The organism is Nitrincola tibetensis, from assembly GCF_003284585.1.
Lineage (GTDB): Bacteria > Pseudomonadota > Gammaproteobacteria > Pseudomonadales > Balneatricaceae > Nitrincola > Nitrincola tibetensis.
The window spans coordinates 88603-110489 of sequence record NZ_QKRX01000002.1; the positions used below are offsets into that span (position 1 = coordinate 88603).

Below are 21887 nucleotides of genomic sequence, written 5' to 3' on the forward strand. Positions count from 1 at the left end.
GAGTTATTATGGAGTGCTTTTTGTGGACGGATGCGTCCAAGGCAAGAAACCAGCTTAGTGAGAAATATGAGCCTTTGCAGCCTTTTCTTTTTTTGAGCTTTTTGGAGTTTTCTGGCGCTGAGATTGTACTTGATGTAGGGGCTAACGTGGGTCTTTACAGCCTAGTTGCTACACTGGCTGTTAAAGTGAGCAGTGTCTACTCCTTTGAACCTGATGAAGCAGCCTACCAAGAGCTTAATCAAAACTTGACGCTCAACTGTGTTGAAAAGCTCTGTAAACCTTTCCAGTTAGCTATTTCAGATAGTACCGGTAGTGTGCATTTTGGCAGACACTCCCCTATGTCGGGCGTTAATGGAGTTGTTAATACCTCGATTCACGATGCGTCTATTTTCTCAGAGACCTATGATGTTGAAGCTGTAACTCTGGATCAGCTGGACGACATGCAGGGAAAAGTGCTAGGCATCAAAATTGATGTGGAGGGGCATGAACTTCAGGTAATTGATGGCGCATCCAAACTTCTAAGTCAAAGTCCAGCCTTTATTCAAATTGAGCATTATACGGGTAGTGGAATTGATGAAAAGCTCAAAAATCTTGGCTATTTTTGTTTTTTTACAGCAGGGCACGATCACTATTTTACTAATGTTTCCAATTTTAGAAACCCGCTGTTTGTCAAGCGCGCAATTGAGCATGCATCTACATGGTTCATTGAAACACATGCTGGACGATGGCCTGATGTCAATACGATCAAGAACAGTTTATCGGTGACGTATGATCTTTCTGCAGATAAGGCTAATATCGAGTGTGTGTTGAGAGATGGTTTTTTCTCAGAACCAGAGTATGCTTTTTATCTGATGGTGAATAATGAGAAGCTCCATCAACAATGGTACCAGATAGAGCCAAAAGCCACCTTTATACTTCCAGAAATAGCAGACTCTATCGAAATTAAATGCTTCGTTCGTGAAAAGCAATTCCCTGAGAAAAAGGTGATGGAATCTTGCTTCATCAAGCACAAAACTTCAGGATACCGTGCAGAGTCAGCAGTAGGTGAGTCAATTGGTATGCCGAGCCAATATGCAGTTGTTAGTCGACTGTTTGGCAGACCTTGTGTTGATGATTTTGACATTAATCTTTCGCCATTGTTACACGCCATTAACATACAGAATATTGAAAATATTATCCAGTTGGGTGCTGGTATAACTGCACTGGCTCTTGCCCGTAAATTTAAACAGATGAATGCTGGCTGTTTGAGTGTTCTCTGTACTGAGGAAGGGGCATTGGCTCTCAAACAGGGTCATTACTTTAAAGACGAAGTTTTTAATGACTACTCACAACGGATAAGTCTACACAGAGTTTCTAATGTCCATAATTTTGAAAAAACGCTAGCATCGTTGGTTCAGCGCATAGACTCAGTATCCCACGTGATACTTAGGGGACAGTTTCTTGCAGATATTGGCATAAGTGTAGTGGAGCTTATGCGGTTGTTAGCTCATTTTCCCAAGGGTTGCAAACTTTACACAGAAGGTCTTGTCAACGCATCATATCGACGTGAACTAACTGATCTTGCAGCGAAGCATGATATTACCGTTGAATGGCTTTATCCCCGTTCAACGATAATACCAATTGAAGAGCTAAGTTTAGAGGATTGTCAATACGCTACCAATAACATTTCAGTAGTTAAAGATATGTCACATGCGACAGTTGTCGACCTTTCTTTTTCTGTTCCCAATAGCCCCTCATTTGAACGCGCTTTAGGTCTAGATTTTTCTTTATTTGAAGATAGGGGTTGAGAAAGTTGCAGGAGTTTGGCTATTCATGCCGCAAACAGTTATTAAAAGTAAACAAAATGCATCTACATTTTTTGCGAGTTAAAGAAATATTTGAAGTTTGATAATTTTCTAGTGCAAATCACTGCACACTCTATTTTTTCATTAAAACCCTATTTCTTAAAGGAAGAACCATGCAGTATTTTGGCACCGACGGTATCCGTGGCTTTGTAGGCCAATTCCCCATGACACCTGACTTTATCATGAAACTTGGATGGGCTGCGGGCAAAGTTTTAGGGGCAGAGGGTACACAAGAAATTCTAATTGGCAAAGATACGCGCGCCAGTGGCTATATGATCGAATCTGCTTTGGAGTCGGGTTTGTCTGCTGCTGGGGTGAATATCGCTCTAGCAGGCCCTTTACCCACACCAGCAGTGGCCTATTTGACGTCAACCTTCCGTGCAGATGCTGGTGTGGTAATTAGTGCGTCACACAATCCTTATTACGACAACGGTATAAAGTTTTTCTCTAACGAGGGTTCAAAGTTATCGGATGCTCAGCAACAAGCTATTGAGAAGATGCTGCAGCATGCGCTTGAGCATGGCATAGAGTGTGTGGCCTCGGAACACCTAGGCAAAGCACGCCGTATTGAGGATGCCGCTGGACGATATATCGAATACTGTAAGCGCAGCTTTCCGAGTCATTTACAACTGACGGGCTTAAAAATCGTTGTCGATAGTGCCAACGGAGCTGCTTATAAGATTGCAGCTAAGGTCTACCGTGAACTGGGTGCCGAGGTCATCAGTATTCATGATCAACCAAACGGTATCAATATCAATGCGCAGTGCGGCGCAACCTCATTATCAAGTCTTGTTGAGGCGGTGAAGCATCATCAAGCGGATATCGGCCTTGCTGTTGACGGTGATGCAGACCGTATTATGCTAATCGACCATACTGGAGCTGTTGTGGACGGTGATGAGATTCTCTGGATACTGGCTCGGGATGCCCAAAGAAAGGGGTATGAGGGGGGAGTTGTGGGCACACTGATGGCAAATTTTGGTTTAGAGTTGGCATTGCAATCACTTAAAATTCCGTTTGTGCGTGCCAATGTAGGTGATCGTTACGTGATGGAGCAGCTAAGTAAAACAGGCTGGCGTATCGGAGGCGAGGGGTCTGGTCATATTCTTTTGCTAGATTATGCTCAAACAGGTGATGCAATAGTGGCATCGCTGCGTGTATTGGCATTAATGGTTGAGCAACAAGCCTCTTTAGCGGTTTTGAAGCAAGGTATGCAAAAACTTCCTCAAGTATTAATTAACGTAAAATACCAAGACACCGGTATTAATCCTCTCGACACACACCCTATGCGTGAACGGTTAGTGAGTATTGAGAATCGTTTAGGTCAAAATGGGCGAGTGCTATTAAGAAAGTCAGGTACAGAGCCTCTGATTCGAGTAATGGTCGAGGCAACCTGCAGAGAAACAGCACAAGACTGCGCTGAAGCGTTGGTTGAAATGTTAGTGTAATGTAAAGCTGTTTAATTTTTATACTTGATGTGTTTTCTAAAGGAATTTAAACATGTGTGGAATTGTTGCGGCCAATGCATCGGTCGACAGTATTGATTTTTTAATCAGTGGATTGAAACAACTAGAGTATCGTGGATATGACTCAGCGGGTTTAGCGGTACTAGGTGAAAGAGAACCTCAGCGGTTTAGAGCGCTGGGGCGTGTTGCAGAATTAGAAGCATTAACCCAAGCACAAAAAGCTCAGGGGGCTTTAGGTATAGCCCATACGCGCTGGGCAACTCACGGCGTACCTGCTGAACGAAATGCTCATCCGCATGTGTCTGGAAAACTCGCTTTAGTCCATAACGGCATCATTGAAAACTATGCTCAGCTAAAAACTCAATTACAAGCCTTGGGTTATGTTTTTACCTCCGATACCGATACCGAAACTGTTGCACATTTAATTCAGCATCAACTCAAATCATCTTCTGATCTCTTGATGGCCGTGCAAGTGGCGTTGACTCAGGTGAAGGGTGCTTATGCCTTGGCCATTATTCATCAAGATTTTCCCGATCAGCTTATTGTGGCACGTGAGGGTTCACCCTTAATGCTCGGAATTGCCGATAATGGTATCTATGCCGCGTCGGATGCGTCTGCTTTGATCAGTGTGACACGTCGTTTAGTCTATCTGGAGAATGGTGACATTGTACGTATTCAGCAAAACAAGCTAGAGATCTATGATGCGCAGGGCAAAACCGTAGAGCGCCCAGAAACCTTGTCACAGCTTTCGGCCAGTGCTGTGGAGTTGGGGCCATATCAACACTTTATGCAAAAAGAGATGTTCGAGCAGCCACAAGCGTTAGGCAATACCTTAGAAATGCTAAGTGGTATGGCGCAACTAGATCCGGGTTTGTTTGGCGCTCAGGCGGCTGATATGTTTGTCCAGGTTGATTCTGTGTTAATTATTGCCTGTGGAACATCAAGCTATGCAGGTATGACTGCTAAATACTGGATTGAGGACTTAGTCGGCATTCCTTGTAGTGTTGAAATTGCCAGCGAGTACCGTTACCGAAAGACCGTAGCGAATCCTAATCAGTTAGTGGTTGTGATCTCACAGTCCGGTGAAACGGCTGATACGTTAGCAGCTTTACAAGAGGCTAAAGCGCTTGGTCATAAATTTACCTTAGCAATCTGTAACGTTCCTGAATCTGCTATTGTGCGTGAAACGGCGTTACGCTTCATCACCCGAGCGGGTCCAGAAATAGGCGTTGCTTCTACTAAAGCTTTTACTACACAATTGGCGACGCTGTTTGTATTAACCTTAGTTTTAGCAAAGCAACATGGGCGTTTGTGCGCTGACTCAGAACAACAATACTTACAAGAGTTGCTACACTTGCCTCTAGCCGTTGAAAAAGTATTGGCATTAGAGCCAGAAATTAGAAACTGGTCCGGGCATTTTGCCGATAAGCAGCACGCATTATTTTTAGGACGTGGGTATCACTATCCGATTGCATTAGAAGGAGCATTAAAGCTAAAAGAAATTTCATACATTCATGCTGAGGCCTATCCAGCAGGTGAGTTGAAACATGGGCCTTTAGCACTTGTAGATGCCAATATGCCTGTTGTAATCGTTGCACCAAACGATAGTTTGCTTGATAAACTGAAAGCCAACATGCAAGAGGTGAGTGCCCGTGGCGGTGTTCTCTATGTGTTTGCAGATGCAGATACGGCAATAGACTCCAGTGAAGGGATAGAGGTTTTAAAAATGCCAGAGCACTATGGGCTTTTGTCGCCTGTATTGCATGTTGTGGCTCTTCAGCTCTTGGCTTATCATGTCGCTTTGGTAAAAGGAACAGATGTCGACAAACCTCGTAATTTAGCTAAAAGCGTCACAGTCGAGTGAGTCAAAGCCTTCAGGGAATTTAATATGTCATTAGAAGTGATTATTTTAGCGGCGGGTAAAGGCAGTCGTATGCAATCAGTCTTGCCGAAAGTGCTTCATCCTCTCAAGAGTAAACCTTTAATTCAGTGGGTAGTCGATACCGCCCAGCAACTCGCTCCGAGTCGAGTTCATCTTGTTGTTGGCTATGGTGCTGATCAAGTACAAGCCTCAGTGAAAGGTGAAGGCTTGTTCTTTGCATTACAGTCTGAGCAACTCGGAACTGGTCATGCTGTTGCTCAGGCCATGCCACAAGTTGATGATGAGAGTCAGGTTTTAGTACTGTATGGAGATGTCCCACTAATCACGGAAAGTACACTTACGCAATTACTTGCCTGTGCTGTTGTGCCAAGTGTAGGATTATTAACCGTCATTTTGGAGAATCCGAAAGGGTACGGTCGTATAGTACGAAATAGCAAAGGAGATGTGGTTGCAATTGTGGAGGAAAAGGATGCCAATGACGAACAGAAATTGATTCGAGAAGTGAATACAGGAATTATGACGCTGCCTGCGAATTTACTCATGTCATGGTTACCGATGCTTTCAGCAAATAATGCACAGGGTGAATATTACTTAACAGATATCATCGCAATTGCAAAGGAACAGGGAATTGCAATTCATGCTCAGCAGGCTTCTTCCGCGGAAGAGGTTGAAGGAGTAAATACGCTTGAGCAACTGACAAATCTTGAGCAGCGATTTGTTGAATAACCATTAAGTTGTTTGCAGTACCTTGTAATTAAATAAATTTAGAGTTTAAAATGACAAAATGTAGCTTTTCTGAAGGGAATTTATATTATAGACAGGGTGAGTTTAGTAAAGCACTGAACTGCTACTCACAATCCGTCATTGAGCTTCCTTCTTTCAAGTACTCATATACCAATTTCTTACTTTCAGCTATGAAGTGTGATCTTCGTGCAGAAGATATTCATCTGTATTTACGGAGAATCTATCCTTTTCCAAAAGAGCTCGAAAGTGACTACGATCTTGTTAAAAAATCAAAGCTAGTGAATGGAAAGTGGTATAAAGAGGAGTACAGTGCCTTCTTACCAAAAGGGATTGATCCCGTCTTACATTACATGGCTATTGGTTGGCGGCTTGGGTTTAACCCGTGTAAACGTTTTGATTCGGATTTTTATTCAGAAAGTTATAAGTTAAGCTTAAATGAGAATCCATTGGTTCATTACCTAAAAGAAGGTAAACGGAAAGGGAATAAAATTAAGGGTTCAGTATCAAATACTACCAATAACTTGTCTGTTCAACTATGGAATGGACATTCCATTTCTGCCTTAAAAGAACTTGAAGTAGTATATAACGATGTTGCTACAAAAGAAGAATCACGATGGTGGGCTATGTGGCACACTGCTCGCTGGTTATATTTTTGCGGTGAAATTGAAAAAGCACTGGAGTTTTCGCATAAAATGCGAGAGCTCGTTGCAGCCACAAAATCTCGCAAAGAAACGGTATATCTTAGCTTCTTTTGCCTCATGACTTTAGAGCGTCGTCAAGAAGCTTATCAAGTACTTAAGTCATTTGTAGATCAGCACCCGAAAGATGCTGATGCTCATTTTGCATTGTCAAATGCCTTAGATAACGATGCTGCACGAATTGAAATGATTAATCATGCATTTTCTATTCATGGTTTTAGTAAAATACGTATTAAGGACACAGCTAAGCCACTATCTATTGCAAATGTTGAAGGTGAGCCGCTTCCTAAAGTTAAAGGAAGTAAAAAAGTCTCGATAATTATGCCTATATATAGTGCGGGTGAACAAGTTCGCATTGCGATTGAGTCTTTACTTGAGCAGTCGTATGAGAATATTGAAATTATTGCAGTTGATGATTGCTCCCCGGATAATACTTTTGAAATTTTAAAGTCTTTAGAGAAAGAAGATCCACGCATTAAAGCGATTCAACCGCCGGTGAATGGTGGAGCGTACGCTGCGCGTAATTTTGGTCTAACTTTTGCTACGGGTGAATTACTAACGACTCATGATAGTGACGATTGGTCGCATCCTCAAAAAATAGCAACACAAGTGGCTTTTCTTGAAAAGCATCCTGAAGTTAAAGGTTGCTCTGCGCATTGGATACGTGCTCTGCAAAACCTTTCTTTTACTCAAAATTGGCGCCCTAATAACTGTTTAACGCATTGGAGCCAGTCTTCATTTATGTTTCATAGAGAAGTACTAGACACAATCGGTGAGTGGGATCATGTCCGTATAGGTGGTGATACTGAATATATTTGGAGAATGCAAGCTCACTACGGTAAAAAAGCCTTCGCTAAAATCTTTGCTGACACTCCTCTTGCGTTTGCACTAGATGAAGAGTCCTCTTTAACACGCACTAAAGCCACACATGTTAGGACTGTATATTTTGGACTTAGGCATATTTATCGCGAAATATGTGCTTGGTGGCATGCATCACAGGAAAAGTTGAATATTAGTGATGCTAAAACTAATCGAGTATTTCCAGCTCCACGCAGTATGTTTGAGAGATCAGATGAGCCATTAAAATTTGATATTGTGATTGCAGGTGACTTCTCACGTATAGCTGATTGTAAAAAAATAGCTACGTATATTGCCAATAATCCTAAACAAAAAGTTGCTCTTTTCCACTGGCCAAGCTTTCATAAAGCTCCAGAGTCATTGTGTACACTTTATTTTGAGCAACTTGAGCAGGGTAAAATAGAGCCTATTGTAATGGGGCAGACTATTGAAACTAACGAATATAAAACTACAGACAAAGCATTGATTGATTATCCACTTGATGGGTATCCTGAATTCATTGGATTCAAAATGTGGGGTGTTATTTGAGCAAAAATCGGATTGATGAGCTTTTATCCGCACTAGCACGAGCTGATGAAAAGCTAAAGATTGAGAAAGAAAAGAAAAACATCATATCGAATCAAATTGCTACTGCTGTTCAGCATCTATCTAGTGATGTACGTAGGTCTGTATTACAAGAAATGGTTGCTTTACTAAGTATTGATGAGCTAACTGAGAAAAATACAAGGCTATTAAGTCAAAATAAAATTCCCTTAAAAAATGCATCGTCATTTCAACAACTACTTGTCCAAGCAACTCGCAGAAGACAATTATTTGACTTTCAGCCAGAATGGAAGCTGAATAATAAGCGATATGCTTATGATTTTATTGACAAGCTAGGAGTGAAAAGACCAAAGACTTATGCATACAATCAACCGATCAATAAAATAGTACCAATTAATGGCTCAGTTTTAAAACCAGAAAATGGCTCATCTAGTCATGGAGTTTTTATTTTTGATGAATTAGGTGGTGTTTTTGAAGTGAGAACAGGAGAAGTTTTTTCTTCGGCTCAGAATGCTTTAGATAAAGCTACTGATTTAATGAAAAGTGGTATTATTAAAAAAGATTCTTGGTTGTTAGAAGAGTTCATTGGTGATTTTGATGAAGGCGTATTAGTACCACCTGTGGATTTGAAATTTTACTGTTTTTACGGTGAAGTGGGGTTCGTTCTAGAAGTTGAAAGGGCTAATGAAACTCGATATTGCGAGTGGATGCCGGATGGTAGCTTAGCGAGCACAGGTCGTTATAAAGATAGATCTTTTATTGGTGGTGGTTTTAGTACCAGGCATTTAGAAACGGCGAGGCATATCAGTAAAGAAATTCTGACACCATTTATGCGAATTGATTTTATAAAGAGTAGAAAAGATTTTGCTTTTGGTGAATTTACTCCAAGACCTGGTCAGTTTTCATCTTTTAATCAGGAATTTGATAGATACTTAGGAGAGTGTTACTTGTCTGCTGAAGCAAGACTTTTTTCACACTTCTATAAAAACAGTAAAGTTAAGAGCTGAAAATGGAAAACGACAGTTTTGTGCTGATAGAAGAAGAGCTTTCTAAAATCCGAAACTCTTTTAAGGATATTGATTCTCATATAAAAAAAATGGCCAAGTCAGGTGATTATGATAGCCTTAATAGCCTTAGGAAAAGGATTGAAACGCTAAGCATAGTACCTCCGGTTTCACATTCGTTTACTGTTGTATTGAATGATTTGTTCTCTAAGTCTTTTAAATTCCAAAGAATAGTTAATAGTAGTCTTATGGCCTCAATGGTCAGTAGTAGAAATAGAATTAATAGCAAAGCTGGTGGTAAAGAATTCTGTGCTGAGCTGGGGTGCCGCTTACCAAAAACATATCTTACAAATGCTTCATACAGTGACGTCAAAAAAATTGATTTTTCTGTCATTAAGAATGGTTTTGTACTTAAGCCAGTTTTTGGAGCACAATCAAAAAATGTGCATGGCCTTTTGCAAAATAAAAATGGCGTCGTTAAAGATGTTTTTTCGGGAAAGACTTTTAACTCAATTGATCATGCATTGACTAGTATTTCTCAAAGTTCACCTTCTGGTCTTAAGTGGGAAGTTGAAGAGCTGATTTTAAATAGCGAAGGCGACTGTTCTTATGATGTTAAGTTTTATACTTTTTATGGGAAAGTTGTTTTGGTGCTCCAAGTAAATCGTTGGGGAAAAAGAAGAGAGGACGTGTTCTTCGATAGAAGTGGCAATTTGGTGCAGGCTAAAATATCTCGTTATTATAGACCAGATGGGAAAATAGTTAATCCACTTTTCAATGAGAGAGATATAGAACTAGTTGAAAAACTAAGTACAGAGATTCCATTTCCTTTTTGTAGGATTGATTTTTTAGCAGGTAGAGAAGGTCTTTATTTTGGTGAGCTTACCTTCAATGCAGGGGGGGCAGGTGGTTTTTACGATGAGTGGGATAAAGTCTTAGGTGAAGAGTTTGTGTTAGCTAAAAATAGATTGATTTTAGATTTACTAAATAACAAAGAATTTAAGACCTACAAAAAAATTTCTAAGTAAGGCTCGGAGATGCTGGATGTGAATATTCTTTTTATTGGTGGTAGTAATCTAGTTATACGAGATGGCTTGTCAGAAATGATACCCAAGTCTTTAATGTCATCTGGTGTTGATGTTAAGAATGTATATAACATCGCTGTTGGCGCTACTACTTGTCTATTTGGTCTTGAGAATACACATCTCTTTGGGAAAAAGAATATCGATGTCATCTTTATAGAGTATGGTATTAATGATCTTCCTCTTTTTTCTAATGATAAAAAATTATGGGAGTACTCATTTTCCGCGTTGCTAGAATGTGTACGCAATAAATACCCAAAGGCTCTGGTTGTAACAATTTTGCTTGGTCGTCGCAAAGAACGATTCTGGAAGAACCAATCGCTTATGCATGATAAAATGAAGTTTTTAACGTCAAAGTATGGTGGTTTATCTGTCGATGTTGATAGCATGCTTAAAAGTAAGGCTGGTGTTGTAGCCGAGTTCGATCATTTTTATCTGGATGATAGTCATTATAGTAGTCCATCTGTTACTAGCTATATATCACAACAAGTAGTATCTGAAATGTTGTTGGCACAATCAGTGAACTTTTTTTCAGATTCAAATAATGTTCCTATTGTTCCACTTCCACGTCTTGATATCAGTAGTATTTCTGGGGAGATTAAATGCTTCGAAAACACAAGGTTTATGCAGAAAACCTCAATTCTAAATAAGAATGATAGTACAGTTGTGCGTGTTAGAGGTATACCAGTAGGAATTTCCTTCATTTCTGAGTATGAGTCTTGCTCGCTTTTAATAGAGGTTGAGGGCTATAAGAAAATAATAAATACTAAAAGAAAAAAATCCTCTTTGGGCCGCTTTAGTTTTATTCTTAAACACACACCTCTGTATGATTTTTTATCAAAAGATCTTGAAATTAATCAATGCTATGAAGTCAAGCTGTCAGCTGTTGATATAAATAGCCCTGATTGGGATGATTCAATAATACAAAGCACTTATGGTATGGAGCCTGCTGACCATTCCACAAGTGGAAAGCTTTTCTTATCACATATTATTTCATGCTCTGGTGCTAGGATTAATAAATGAATTGGGTAATAAAGAGTATTAAAGATGAGAGATCATTTCAAAAATGGGGTGTTCCATCTGAGTTTTCTTCATTAAATAGTTTCGAAGATACTGGCTGTATTACAACGGGTGTCTATTCTATATATGAGCGTGGAGCATTAATTGACATTAATCTTGATGTTCAGAGTGAAAAGCCATTGTTGGTGTTTTTCAATGGCGCCCAAAAAAGAGATGTTGGTTTAAAGCTTCCTATCTTTTCAGGTTTAGGTGTTGCACCAAAGGGGTTAGTTACAAGGCTTTCAATTAATGATCCTTGCTTATATATGTCTGATGATATGAATATGGCTTGGTATGTAGGAAGTAAACATTATTCATTACAAAATGATATAATTCCACGTATCATTGATAAAATTATCACAGTTACTAATGCATCTAGTGTGATTTTTGTAGGCGGATCCGCTGGAGGTGCAGCAAGTCTTTTTTACGCGAGGGCTTATCCAAATTCTTTTTGTATAACATCAAATCCGCAAACAAATATTCTTGACTATCATCGACCACACGTTAATAGGTTCTTAAAGAACTGTTTTGGTGTGGATAACGTTTCTATGGTTAAAAATAACCCCCGATTGATTGGTAGTCATGTTCTAAATATTAGAAAACATTACGGTGGTAGTGTCGTAAATCCTACTATTTACCTTCAGAATCTTCTCGATGAGCATCATGTAGAAAGGCACTTTAAGCCATTCATGAAATCTCTTAAAGTAAATATTCCTGATTCAGTTGGCACTTATCAATTAAATAATAATCTTTTAGTCCATGTCGGTGACTGGGGTAAAGGACACAAAAGTGCTCCCCGTGATTTCTGGGCTGATATGATCCTGAAGGTAGTTGAGAATCAGGGTGAATGGTTTGATATGTTTAAAAGCGGTCGGGCACCTGAATTTTTATAGATTTTTTGTTTGGAATTTTTATTTGCTCATTTATTGAGTTGGTTTTAAGAAGATTATTTCTCAATAATTGATTTTGCTTTTTTGTTTTATATTTTAAAGTAATTAAGAAATGAATAATATTAATATTGCCATTGCTGGCACTGGTTATGTAGGTTTATCAAATGCAATGTTGCTTTCACAACATAATAATGTTGTAGCAATTGATATAATCCCTGAAAAGGTTGAAATGCTGAATAACAAGATTTCTCCCATTGAAGATACAGAGATCTCTGACTTTTTTGCAAATCGCCCTTTAAATTTTATAGCTACTCTTGATAAAGAGTTGGCGTATAAAAATGCCAATTATGTTATAATTGCAACCCCAACAGATTATGACGCTGAAACTAATTATTTTAATACAAAAAGCGTTGAATCTGTCATTCAAGACGTGATGATAATTAATCCAAATGCCGTAATGGTTATCAAATCGACTGTTCCGGTTGGTTATACTGTACACGCGCGTGAAAAATTTAATTGTCCAAATTTGATATTTTCTCCTGAGTTTCTGCGGGAAGGGAAAGCGCTTTACGATAACCTATATCCATCACGTATTATTGTCGGTGAGCAGTCAGAGCGTGCGAATGTTTTTGCTAGCCTACTTCAAGAGGGCGCTGTTAAGAAAGATGCACCAGTTTTGTTTACCGACAGTACTGAAGCTGAGGCCATCAAGCTATTCTCCAATACCTATTTGGCAATGCGTGTATCCTACTTTAATGAGCTTGACACTTATGCAGCTGAACACGGCTTGGACTCGCGTCAAATTATTGAAGGCGTTGGTTTAGATCCAAGGATAGGTGGACACTACAACAATCCAAGCTTTGGTTATGGTGGTTACTGTCTACCTAAGGATACTAAGCAACTGCTAGCTAACTATAAAGATGTGCCTAATAACTTGATAGAGGCGATCGTTGAGGCTAACCGTACCCGTAAAGATTATATCGCTACTTCAGTATTGAAGCGCAGTCCAAGGGTTGTCGGTATTTATCGTTTAGTCATGAAGTCTGGATCAGACAATTTTCGTGCTTCTGCCATTCAAGGCATTATGAAGCGAATCAAGGCTAAAGGTGTTGAAGTAGTGATTTATGAACCAGAGCTTAGAGAGGATGATTTCTTCCATTCAAAAGTAGTTCGTGATTTAGCCGCCTTTAAGAAAATGTCTGATGTAATTATTGCTAATCGTATGTCAGAAACTTTGTCTGATGTGATCGATAAAGTTTACACTCGCGATTTGTTTGGTAGCGATTAATTTCGTTTCTTTGCCATGTCGTCCCTAGTACAATCAGTATGATACACTGTGTGCTTGTTCGGAGTGCTAGGGATACCTCCAGCATAAGTCGACAATAAAGGAATAATAGGATAGCGTTGATGAAGACCTTTTTAGTAACAGGTGGAGCTGGATTTATTGGTTCGGCGGTGGTTCGTGAATTAATAAAAAACACTGATTTTCAGGTTGTTAATGTTGATAAGCTTACATATGCAGGCAATCTTGAGTCCTTGGCTGAGGTGTCAAGTCATGACCGCTACACCTTTGTACATTCAGATATAGTCGACGCGGCTGCCATGACTGAGGTGTTCGATACTTACCAACCAGACGTCGTTATGCATCTCGCGGCTGAGAGTCATGTAGATCGTTCAATTGATGGGCCTGCTGTGTTTATTCAAACCAATATTGTTGGTACTTACACACTGCTAGAAGCTGCACGAACTTATTGGATGGGTTTAAGTCTATCTAAACCTGAAAAAGCGACAGCCTTCAGATTTCATCATATTTCAACCGATGAAGTGTTCGGTGATTTGCATGGGACCGATGACCTTTTTATCGAAACTACACCTTATGCACCTAGCTCTCCTTATTCAGCAAGCAAAGCAAGTTCCGATCATTTAGTGCGTGCTTGGCAACGAACCTTTGGTTTGCCGACAATAGTGACTAACTGCTCGAATAACTATGGTCCATACCATTTTCCTGAAAAACTCATTCCTTTAATGATTTTAAATGCGTTGGCTGGCAAACCTTTGCCAGTGTATGGCGATGGCAAGCAAATCCGTGATTGGCTATATGTTGAAGACCATGCGAGGGCTTTAATTAGAGTCGCTCAAGTGGGCGAAGTAGGCGAGACCTACAATATTGGTGGTCATAACGAAAAGCAAAACATTGAAGTGGTTAACTTACTGTGTGAACTGTTGGATGAGTTGCGCCCCAAGAGCCAACCTTACGCCAAACAAATTACCTTTGTACAGGATCGGCCCGGTCATGATGTGCGCTATGCGATAGATGCGAGTAAAATAGCACGTGAACTTGGATGGACTCCAAAGGAAACGTTTGAAACGGGCTTACGTAAAACAGTTGAGTGGTATCTCAACAACACTGTGTGGTGGCAACGTGTACTTGATGGGCGTTATCAAGGAGAGCGTTTGGGTATTTCAGGGCATTAATCATGGCGACCAATCGTATTTTAGTGTTAGGCGGATCAGGTCAAGTAGGTTTTGAGTTGATTCGTGTGTTTTCATTGCAAGGCAACGTTCAAGCGCCCTTGCGTAAAGAATTAGATTTAACGTCTGAGTCTGCTGTTACAAGTTATTTAGACGAATTTCAACCAAGTTTAATTCTGAATGCGGCAGCCTATACAGCTGTTGATAAGGCCGAATCAGAACCAGTACTTGCCGATAGACTTAACCATTTATTGCCCGCTCAGCTTTCAGTTTGGGCCGCAAGGCATTCAGCGATGTTGGTGCACTACTCGTCGGACTATGTGTACCCAGGTAATGGAACTCTATCTTGGATGGAAACGGACCCAGCAGGACCTTGTAATGAGTATGGGCGAAGCAAGCTAAAAGGCGATCAAGCAATACAATCCTCTGGTTGTCAGTATCATATATTCAGAACCAGTTGGGTGTATTCGGCCCGTGGTCATAATTTCATGAAAACGATGCTCGCTTTGGGTAAAGATCGAAGCGCCCTCAAGGTGGTCAGTGATCAAGTGGGCGCACCCACACCTGCACGTTTAATTGCGTTGGTGACGCTACAAGCCTTTTTAAAATTAGTTCCATCAGGCATTTATCACTTGGCCCCACGAGGCGAAGTGAGTTGGCATGGTTTTGCCCAAGCAATCTTTACATTTGCCGCAGCCAAGGGCATGAAATTAACAATTGTTCCTGAGGCCGTCGAGGCTATCCCGTCGTCTGATTATCCAACACCGGCTCAACGCCCTCAGAATTCGCGTTTAAATATTACCCAGCTAGAATTAACCATGAACTGCGAATTGCCCAGTTGGGAGTCACAGTTGCAACTAACAATCGAGGAGTATTTATCATGACTCAACAGCACAAAACAAAAGGTATTGTGCTTGCCGGTGGGTCGGGTACTCGATTACATCCGATCACTCTAGGTATATCCAAGCAGTTATTGCCTATTTACGATAAGCCAATGATTTACTATCCGATATCCGTTTTAATGCTATCGGGTATTCGAGAGATATTGATTATATCAACGCCGGATGATCTGCCCCAGTATCAAAAGCTATTGGGGTCGGGTGAGCAGTTCGGAGTTCACTTTGAGTATGCTGTTCAGCCAAGCCCAGATGGTTTAGCACAGGCATTTATTATCGGGGAAGAGTTTATTGGATCTGATTCAGTGTGCTTGGTGTTAGGAGATAATATTTTTCATGGTCAGCGGTTTTCCGAGCAACTCAAGCGCGCTGTTTCCAGTGAATCGGGGGCAACGGTGTTTGGTTATTTGGTGCAAGATCCTGAACGTTTTGGGGTGGTTGCCTTTGATGAAGAGGGCAACGCTTTGTCGATTGAAGAAAAACCCGCGCAGCCAAAATCAAATTATGCCGTTACAGGCCTATATTTTTACGATAATGATGTGGTTGAAATTGCTAAAGCTGTTAAGCCTTCGGATCGCGGTGAGGTTGAAATAACCAGCGTCAATAATGCTTACTTAGAGCGTGGCGATCTACGTGTTGAGCGTTTGGGCCGTGGCTTTGCTTGGTTAGATACCGGAACGCACGATAGCCTGATCGAAGCGAGTACTTATGTTCAAACTATAGAACATCGTCAAGGTTTGAAGATTGCCTGCTTGCAAGAAATTGGTTGGAATCAAGGCTGGATCAGTGATGATCAGTTAAAAGTTCAAGGACAATCACTGAATAAAACACAGTACGGGCAGTATTTGTTAAACTTGCTTAAAACTGCCGTTTGATTTGTATATTTTAAAGAATAAAAGACACTGCTGGAGTTGTGTATGCCGGAGTTGGTAGGTTCCATGTCGTTTGGGCAGTCCAAAGTCACCACAGAATTGCTAAAAATGATAGGCTGCAAAAATGATGGGGAGAGCGTTTCAGATTCATTTGTCGAAAAAGTGACTAAGTGTCAATCGACAGTAATTCTGTTATACCGTCCACTAAGCGCAAGTTTACAATTTGCTTTGAATCAGTCAAAAGATCTTGAATCCGAACTGACGGCTTGGACGGATCAAGCTCTATGCATTTTAAAGCTTGCAAAGTCGTATCGAAAGCACGTTTTGTTGTTTCAGGAAAAGTTGGTTTCTGAGAATCCCAAAGCATTCATCAGCCAATGCCAAGCAAAGGGTATTATAGATCAGCCGTTTGATTTCGAGTCTAGCTCTACCTCATTGAAAGTGTCGTATGTCTACGACTTGGTTGCAGCTGAAATTAAGCGCCGTCATCCGAGTATTTCTCGACTGGAAAGTCAATTAGAAGCTCTATCTATACCGCTTACCGAAGATGTTGATCAAAGTGCTTATAATCCGTTAGATGTGTTGGCTGAGCATAAGCAGCTGAGGTCTAGACGTGACCAGTTGAAGAGAGAACTTGTTCAAACCCATGAAAAGATAAGTTCATTATCGGATAAGAACTCGTTATTGAGTAATAAACTTAAGCAAGCAGAGCTTAGTGCCCAAAATGCTAAATCTGATCTATTGGCCTCAAGTTCACTCGTCGAAATGAATAATAATTTGATTTCTCAATTGAATAATAGAGTTGGGATCTTGGAGAGTGAGGTTTCAAATGGAAATAGTGAAAACGCAGCACTTCTTAACCAGTTGCACATTGTTCAAGAGACACTAGAAGCGAAAATAATAGCGCTCAATGACAGCCTAGAGAAGAGTAAAGAGCTATTAGTTTCTTTGAACAAGTCAGAAGCCGATTTAAAGACAAAGCAGAAGCGTATTGAGGAGTTAAATAAAAAACTAAAAGTATCTGAGCTTGGTTTGTCCGACTTGCAAGAGAAAAATAAAACGATCTTGAAGCAGTTAAGTGCTGCGATAAATGAAGTTAAATCTATCTCTGGTAAAAATCAACTCTTACAAAACGAGCTGGAAGAGGTGAACCAATACAGTAAACGCCTTTCTGATCAAAAAAACAGACTGACGAAAGCATTAAACTCCGTTGAACAAAAATTAACAGAAGTGACCGAAGCATGGTCTGTAAGCGATCTAGAGTCAGCTCGACTGTCGGAGTCATTGCTAGCTATCCAGAATGAAAAAAATGCACTTTTTGCTGAGAAAGCCTTGCTACTTATTGAAAATCACTCATTTAAGAAAAAGCAAGATGAACAGCTTAATCTTCATGCGAAGCTTGAAGAGCAAAAACTCAAACTTACAGTATTTGAATCTGAAAGACAGAGTTTACTTGAAAAGTTGAGGGCCGCAGAGACTGTCTTAAAAGAAAAGCAAAAAAGAGTTGAAGACTTAGAAATCTCTTTGGAAATTGAAAAAAAATCAACCAAGGAGCTTAAATCTTCAACACGATCTTTAGTTGCTGAAAATGTGGTTTCTAAAGAGGTTACTGGTGTTGACCAAGTGGGTAAACAGTTATTAAGTTTAAAAGAGGAAAATTCCTACTTGTTAGAGCAGTTGCATTGTGTACAAGAAGAACTAAGAGCTTACTTCATTAAATATAATGATAGTGAAGAACAAAAAAATCGTTTTTCTTCTTGTTTGCCATCTTTGTTAGCTTTGTTACGTAAGTATCCTTACACTCAATTGTCCAAAAAAAATCAGATGGAAGTTGCAAAGACTTTATTTGATTCTAAATGGTATTTAAGTACGTACCTCGATGTTGCACAAAATCCAACGAGTGCGAAAGACCCTTTCTCGCACTTTTTACATCATGGTTTTTTTGAGGGACGAAATCCAAACGCCGATTTAAATACACTAGCTTTTATTCAAGCATATCCTGAAGTCTTATCCAGTGATCGACATCCTTTGTTGCTATGCGTTGAACGGCTAAGCCAAAACTAATTGGTGTAATTAAACAGATTTTAAGAGTCAAGTTATGTCTAAAAATATAGCGAATAATCTCTCAGCTAAGACCATCTCTAAAGTTGGAAAAGTAGCTGAAGTGAATCAGCACCTAGTGCAGGTCAGTGCTTTAAACAAAATTATTGCTTCTAAAGACCAGCAGCTAAAAACAGCCAATGAGCGCCTGACATCCTTAGAATTGTCTTTAAGAGATAGTCAGTCTTATATTGAACAACTGCAGGAACAGCTAGAGCAGCAGTTGGGTCAACTCCAAGCTGCGAATAAAACACAAAAAGAAACAGCTCAGCAGCTACAAGATCGTTTTGATGAAGTGGCCAGCTTAACTGCTTTAATTAAGCAGCAAGAAGCGCAGCTCGCTCAGTTGAAAAAGGATCAAACATCGCTCAAGAAAAAGGCTGAGATACAGGCTCAAGAAATTAACACGCTGACAGAAACGAGCAGGAAACAGAAGGCTGCATTTGAGTCTCAGTTGAGTCAGGCTCACGCGGCTTTAGAGCAAGCCAAAAAGTCAGCGTTGACCGCTAATAAAGGTAATGAAACCGAAATTAAGGCATATAAAAAACGCATTGCTGAGCTTGAGTCATCCGCGGCAAAACAAGATAAAACCTTGGCTCAAGCTGCTGCCAATTTGCTTGCTGAGCAAAAGCGGGTACAAAAATTGGAGCGTCAGTTATACATTCAGAAAATCACCTATCAAAACCCGGCAGAAGATTATTCCAAGCTGGAGTCTTTGTTGGTGAATCACCGCGCTTTGATGGCGAAAATGCATAAAACGTCTGGTGAGCTAGAGTTAATCGAGGCTCACCGGGGAGTGATTGCCAGCAGTGATTTGTTTGATGCTAAGTGGTACTTGGCTACCTATCAGGATCTTGCTAAAAATCCTAAAGCGGCTAAAGATCCTGCAGGTCACTTTTTATTGCACGGTGGTTTGGAAGGCCGTAATCCGAGCCCAAAATTTGATTCTGAGTTTTATTTGGCTCAGTACCCTGATGTGTTTGAGTCTGGCATGAATCCGTTACTTCATTATTTAGGGATAGGACAGTTCGAGAATCGATATGCCAGTAAGCCCTAATCAGTTGCCGAAAGAGCTGCTTGATGTGCTGGTGTCAGAACAATTATTTGATGCGCAAGACTATCTAAAACGCTACCCCGATGTGCTCAAATCCGGAATTGAGCCGTTGGAGCATTTTGTAGACTACGGTTGGTATTTGAACCGTCGGCCAAGTGCTGCGTTTGATCCTAAAGTGTACTTAGATCTTCATCCAGACGTTAAAGCAGCGGGTGTAAACCCTCTTTTTCATTATTTAAAAAATGGAATTAACGAAAAACGAGCGACCAGTCGAGTATCACCCGTGACCTGTGATTTTTATTTGTGGCGAGGGCTGGATACGCTGTATGTACCGGTTTTACAAGAGTTGATTGAAGCGTCCTATATTCCTGATGAAGTCAGATCTGCTTATGCAGTGGTGCTTTGTCGCTGGTGGGCGTATCAGCAAAATTGGACAGAATTATCGGCTGTGTTGCAGCAAGCGTTACAACTGAACACGAGTGTAAATAGCCATTTATGTATTCTGTTTTATGCGCAACTCTGCTTAGCAGAGCCTAAGTACTGGCAGGCCAAAACTCTAAAGACTTGGTTAAGTAAGTCGCAGTTTGTTCAGTCTGAAGCGTTTGATGTCAATTTGGCTCGTTCCAATCTTCTGGCGTTAGATGAATCGTTAAGTTTAAAAGCCCAAACGGAACAACGTTTAACACTCATTAATCAGTGTTATTCTCAAAGTGGGCTGGCATTGATTGCATCAAAAGCGCCAGTATTAAACTTGTCCGTCCTTGCGGCAAAAGTGCCCAAACCCTTAAACACTGGACTGCCAAGAGTCTCTGTGATTGTACCGGTGTTTAATTCGGCAGCCTATCTTGAAGTCGCTGTGCGGAGTCTTGTTGGGCAAACTTGGCCTAATCTTGAGATCATATTGATTGACGATGCCAGTACGGATGACAGTTTGGCTATTTGCCATAGACTTCAGGCGCAACACACTTCACCAGAGTTAATTATTAAAGTGGAGGTGAATGTAACAAATCTTGGCGCGTATTCATCAAGAAACAAAGGGTTGGCATTGAGCACAGGCGATTACATTACTGTGCATGATGCGGATGACTGGTCGCATCCTCAAAAAATTGAGCGTCAAGTCATGGCTTTGCTTGAAAATGCATCGGCAAAAGCGAGTTTTTCGCATTGGGTCAGGTGCAACGATGATTTGATTTTTTCGCATTGGCGAACGGATCACGGTTGGACTTACCGCAATACCTCGTCCTTGTTGATACCTAGAAGTGTGTTTGAAGCGCTTGGTTACTGGGATAGGGTGACAGTGAATGCAGATACTGAATACTTGAATCGAATTATAAAAGCGTTTGGTGCTAAAGCTGTAGTGGAAGTATTATCGGGTGTACCCCTAGCATTTGGTCGTACTGAGCATGCTTCTTTGACTCAAAATGTGCGTACACACCTCATTACTCAATTTAATGGACTCAGAAAGCTCTACCAAGATGCAGCCGCGCGCTGGCATGAACGTGCATCTACACCCCGTGATCTATATTTGCCACAAAATCCGGTTAAGCGTCCATTCTTGGCGCCTAAAGACATGGTGTTGGATCAGACACTCCAAGCTGTTGAAACCTACCGAGCTGACGATGTACTGCAACAATCGGGCTGGTTTGACCCTGTATGGTATTTGTATCGTTATCCTGAGATTAGGGTACGTCCACAAGATCCCTTCACACACTTTTGGAAGCAGGGGATCAATAAGGGCTATGATCCAGGGCCTTTATTTAGCCTGAGTGGTTATCAGTTTATTCAAAGAAATACGCCTGATAAGCACCTCCCTTGGGAAAGCGAAACCTTCATGGATGAAAACCAACGGATGACTTTGCCTTTGTATAGCAGAACTCGGGATTTAGTCGTAAACCAAACGACACTCGTGTTAATTTGCAGGACATTAAACCCCAATCAAGAGAGGTTAAAAGGCTGGATAACAGTGCTTAAGCGCCAGCGTTGCCAGTTGGTGCTCTGTGTGCCAGACGGGCAGGATGAACAGTGGCTTGAGTCTGTTTTATCAAGCGTTGATCTACTGGTGTTTCTTCCAGCGTTAATCAAGACAGATAGGAAGCAACAGGTGTCTTTATCGGCTCTATTTAGGATTGTTCAGGCGAATGGTGGGCGCATAGATCATGTCGGCTTGTTCGAGGCCGTGCTTCCGCTTGATTTGTCTGAAATATTGGGTGTGTGTGATAAACTTTATTTACTAACGGAGCAGGTGCCGACCAATTTTGTTGCATCCGCAGATGTGGTGGATCACCAAGCGTTATTGTCTTGGTCTCGTGAGTTGAGTGTCACCTTTGTGACCTCTAGTGACACCCGTGCGAGTTGGGCTTATTTTGGTCAGGTGATTTCCTCGGAAATGTTTTTGTCAAATTTAGATGCATGTGAGAGTTGAGGTA

16 protein-coding genes are annotated in these 21887 nt (G+C 40.8%); all 16 read left to right on the forward strand.

Translation table 11 applies throughout. The features are described 5' to 3' along the window. The first annotated feature begins 8 nt into the window (after nucleotides 1-8). The 16 genes from DN062_RS02630 (at nucleotide 9) to DN062_RS02705 (ending at nucleotide 21883) form a co-directional block, all read left to right on the forward strand. Nucleotides 9-1787 carry an FkbM family methyltransferase gene (locus DN062_RS02630; protein ID WP_112157294.1) on the forward strand — a complete coding sequence of 593 codons (1779 nt, stop codon included), beginning with the start codon at nucleotides 9-11 and terminating at the stop codon, nucleotides 1785-1787. Nucleotides 1788-1957: 170 nt separating this feature from the next. Then, complete coding sequence (glmM, locus tag DN062_RS02635) at nucleotides 1958-3289, forward strand: phosphoglucosamine mutase (RefSeq protein WP_112157297.1); 1332 nt, start codon at nucleotides 1958-1960, stop codon at nucleotides 3287-3289. A 52-nt stretch (nucleotides 3290-3341) separates the two neighbouring features. Further along, the gene (gene glmS, locus DN062_RS02640; protein WP_112157298.1) at nucleotides 3342-5171 is read left to right on the forward strand and encodes a glutamine--fructose-6-phosphate transaminase (isomerizing); all 1830 of its coding nucleotides are present in this window, start codon (nucleotides 3342-3344) and stop codon (nucleotides 5169-5171) included. 24 nt (nucleotides 5172-5195) lie between these two features. Continuing rightward, the gene (locus tag DN062_RS02645; RefSeq protein WP_112157301.1) at nucleotides 5196-5915 is read left to right on the forward strand and encodes a sugar phosphate nucleotidyltransferase; all 720 of its coding nucleotides are present in this window, start codon (nucleotides 5196-5198) and stop codon (nucleotides 5913-5915) included. Nucleotides 5916-5965: 50 nt separating this feature from the next. Then, on the forward strand, nucleotides 5966-8017 hold the full coding sequence (locus DN062_RS02650; protein ID WP_112157303.1) for a glycosyltransferase family 2 protein: 2052 nt from the start codon (nucleotides 5966-5968) through the stop codon (nucleotides 8015-8017). Next, entirely contained in the window at nucleotides 8014-9039 is a 1026-nt protein-coding gene (locus tag DN062_RS02655) for an ATP-grasp fold amidoligase family protein (protein WP_133256737.1), read from the forward strand. The genes DN062_RS02650 and DN062_RS02655 overlap by 4 nt, the downstream gene beginning before the upstream one ends. Before the next feature lie 2 nt (nucleotides 9040-9041). Next, nucleotides 9042-10064 carry an ATP-grasp fold amidoligase family protein gene (locus DN062_RS02660; protein WP_112157307.1) on the forward strand — a complete coding sequence of 341 codons (1023 nt, stop codon included), beginning with the start codon at nucleotides 9042-9044 and terminating at the stop codon, nucleotides 10062-10064. A 9-nt stretch (nucleotides 10065-10073) separates the two neighbouring features. Next, nucleotides 10074-11141: an SGNH/GDSL hydrolase family protein gene (locus tag DN062_RS02665; protein WP_112157308.1), complete on the forward strand. Its 1068-nt coding sequence runs from the start codon at nucleotides 10074-10076 to the stop codon at nucleotides 11139-11141. Beyond that, on the forward strand, nucleotides 11138-12070 hold the full coding sequence (locus tag DN062_RS02670) for a hypothetical protein (protein ID WP_112157310.1): 933 nt from the start codon (nucleotides 11138-11140) through the stop codon (nucleotides 12068-12070). The genes DN062_RS02665 and DN062_RS02670 overlap by 4 nt, the downstream gene beginning before the upstream one ends. A 118-nt stretch (nucleotides 12071-12188) precedes the next feature. Continuing rightward, a complete protein-coding gene (locus DN062_RS02675; RefSeq protein WP_112157860.1) occupies nucleotides 12189-13355 on the forward strand; it encodes a nucleotide sugar dehydrogenase in 1167 nt (388 codons plus the stop codon). Between the two features lie 119 nt (nucleotides 13356-13474). After that, nucleotides 13475-14542 (forward strand): dTDP-glucose 4,6-dehydratase, encoded by a 1068-nt coding sequence (gene rfbB, locus DN062_RS02680; protein WP_112157312.1) that lies wholly within the window; start codon nucleotides 13475-13477, stop codon nucleotides 14540-14542. 2 nt (nucleotides 14543-14544) lie between these two features. Further along, nucleotides 14545-15423, forward strand: a complete 879-nt coding sequence (gene rfbD, locus DN062_RS02685) for a dTDP-4-dehydrorhamnose reductase (protein WP_112157314.1) — start codon at nucleotides 14545-14547, stop codon at nucleotides 15421-15423. Continuing rightward, complete coding sequence (gene rfbA / locus DN062_RS02690; protein WP_112157316.1) at nucleotides 15420-16310, forward strand: glucose-1-phosphate thymidylyltransferase RfbA; 891 nt, start codon at nucleotides 15420-15422, stop codon at nucleotides 16308-16310. Before rfbD ends, rfbA begins: the two co-directional genes overlap by 4 nt. 42 nt (nucleotides 16311-16352) lie before the next feature. Continuing rightward, a complete protein-coding gene (locus DN062_RS02695) occupies nucleotides 16353-18371 on the forward strand; it encodes a coiled-coil domain-containing protein (protein WP_112157318.1) in 2019 nt (672 codons plus the stop codon). A gap of 34 nt (nucleotides 18372-18405) precedes the next feature. Beyond that, the gene (locus DN062_RS02700; protein ID WP_112157319.1) at nucleotides 18406-19464 is read left to right on the forward strand and encodes a coiled-coil domain-containing protein; all 1059 of its coding nucleotides are present in this window, start codon (nucleotides 18406-18408) and stop codon (nucleotides 19462-19464) included. Further along, nucleotides 19448-21883 (forward strand): glycosyltransferase family 2 protein, encoded by a 2436-nt coding sequence (locus DN062_RS02705; protein ID WP_112157321.1) that lies wholly within the window; start codon nucleotides 19448-19450, stop codon nucleotides 21881-21883. Before DN062_RS02700 ends, DN062_RS02705 begins: the two co-directional genes overlap by 17 nt. The last annotated feature ends 4 nt before the right edge of the window (nucleotides 21884-21887 follow it).

Excerpts from the sequence above, each read along its gene's own strand:
- DN062_RS02630 (WP_112157294.1), top strand. The coding sequence starts at position 9 with ATGGAGTGCTTTTTGTGGACGGATGCGTCCAAGGCAAGAAACCAGCTT.
- glmM (WP_112157297.1), top strand. The coding sequence starts at position 1,958 with ATGCAGTATTTTGGCACCGACGGTATCCGTGGCTTTGTAGGCCAATTC.
- glmS (WP_112157298.1), top strand. The coding sequence starts at position 3,342 with ATGTGTGGAATTGTTGCGGCCAATGCATCGGTCGACAGTATTGATTTT.
- DN062_RS02645 (WP_112157301.1), top strand. The coding sequence starts at position 5,196 with ATGTCATTAGAAGTGATTATTTTAGCGGCGGGTAAAGGCAGTCGTATG.
- DN062_RS02650 (WP_112157303.1), top strand. The coding sequence starts at position 5,966 with ATGACAAAATGTAGCTTTTCTGAAGGGAATTTATATTATAGACAGGGT.
- DN062_RS02660 (WP_112157307.1), top strand. The coding sequence starts at position 9,042 with ATGGAAAACGACAGTTTTGTGCTGATAGAAGAAGAGCTTTCTAAAATC.
- DN062_RS02665 (WP_112157308.1), top strand. The coding sequence starts at position 10,074 with ATGCTGGATGTGAATATTCTTTTTATTGGTGGTAGTAATCTAGTTATA.
- DN062_RS02670 (WP_112157310.1), top strand. The coding sequence starts at position 11,138 with ATGAATTGGGTAATAAAGAGTATTAAAGATGAGAGATCATTTCAAAAA.
- rfbB (WP_112157312.1), top strand. The coding sequence starts at position 13,475 with ATGAAGACCTTTTTAGTAACAGGTGGAGCTGGATTTATTGGTTCGGCG.
- rfbD (WP_112157314.1), top strand. The coding sequence starts at position 14,545 with ATGGCGACCAATCGTATTTTAGTGTTAGGCGGATCAGGTCAAGTAGGT.
- rfbA (WP_112157316.1), top strand. The coding sequence starts at position 15,420 with ATGACTCAACAGCACAAAACAAAAGGTATTGTGCTTGCCGGTGGGTCG.
- DN062_RS02695 (WP_112157318.1), top strand. The coding sequence starts at position 16,353 with ATGCCGGAGTTGGTAGGTTCCATGTCGTTTGGGCAGTCCAAAGTCACC.
- DN062_RS02700 (WP_112157319.1), top strand. The coding sequence starts at position 18,406 with ATGTCTAAAAATATAGCGAATAATCTCTCAGCTAAGACCATCTCTAAA.
- DN062_RS02705 (WP_112157321.1), top strand. The coding sequence starts at position 19,448 with ATGCCAGTAAGCCCTAATCAGTTGCCGAAAGAGCTGCTTGATGTGCTG.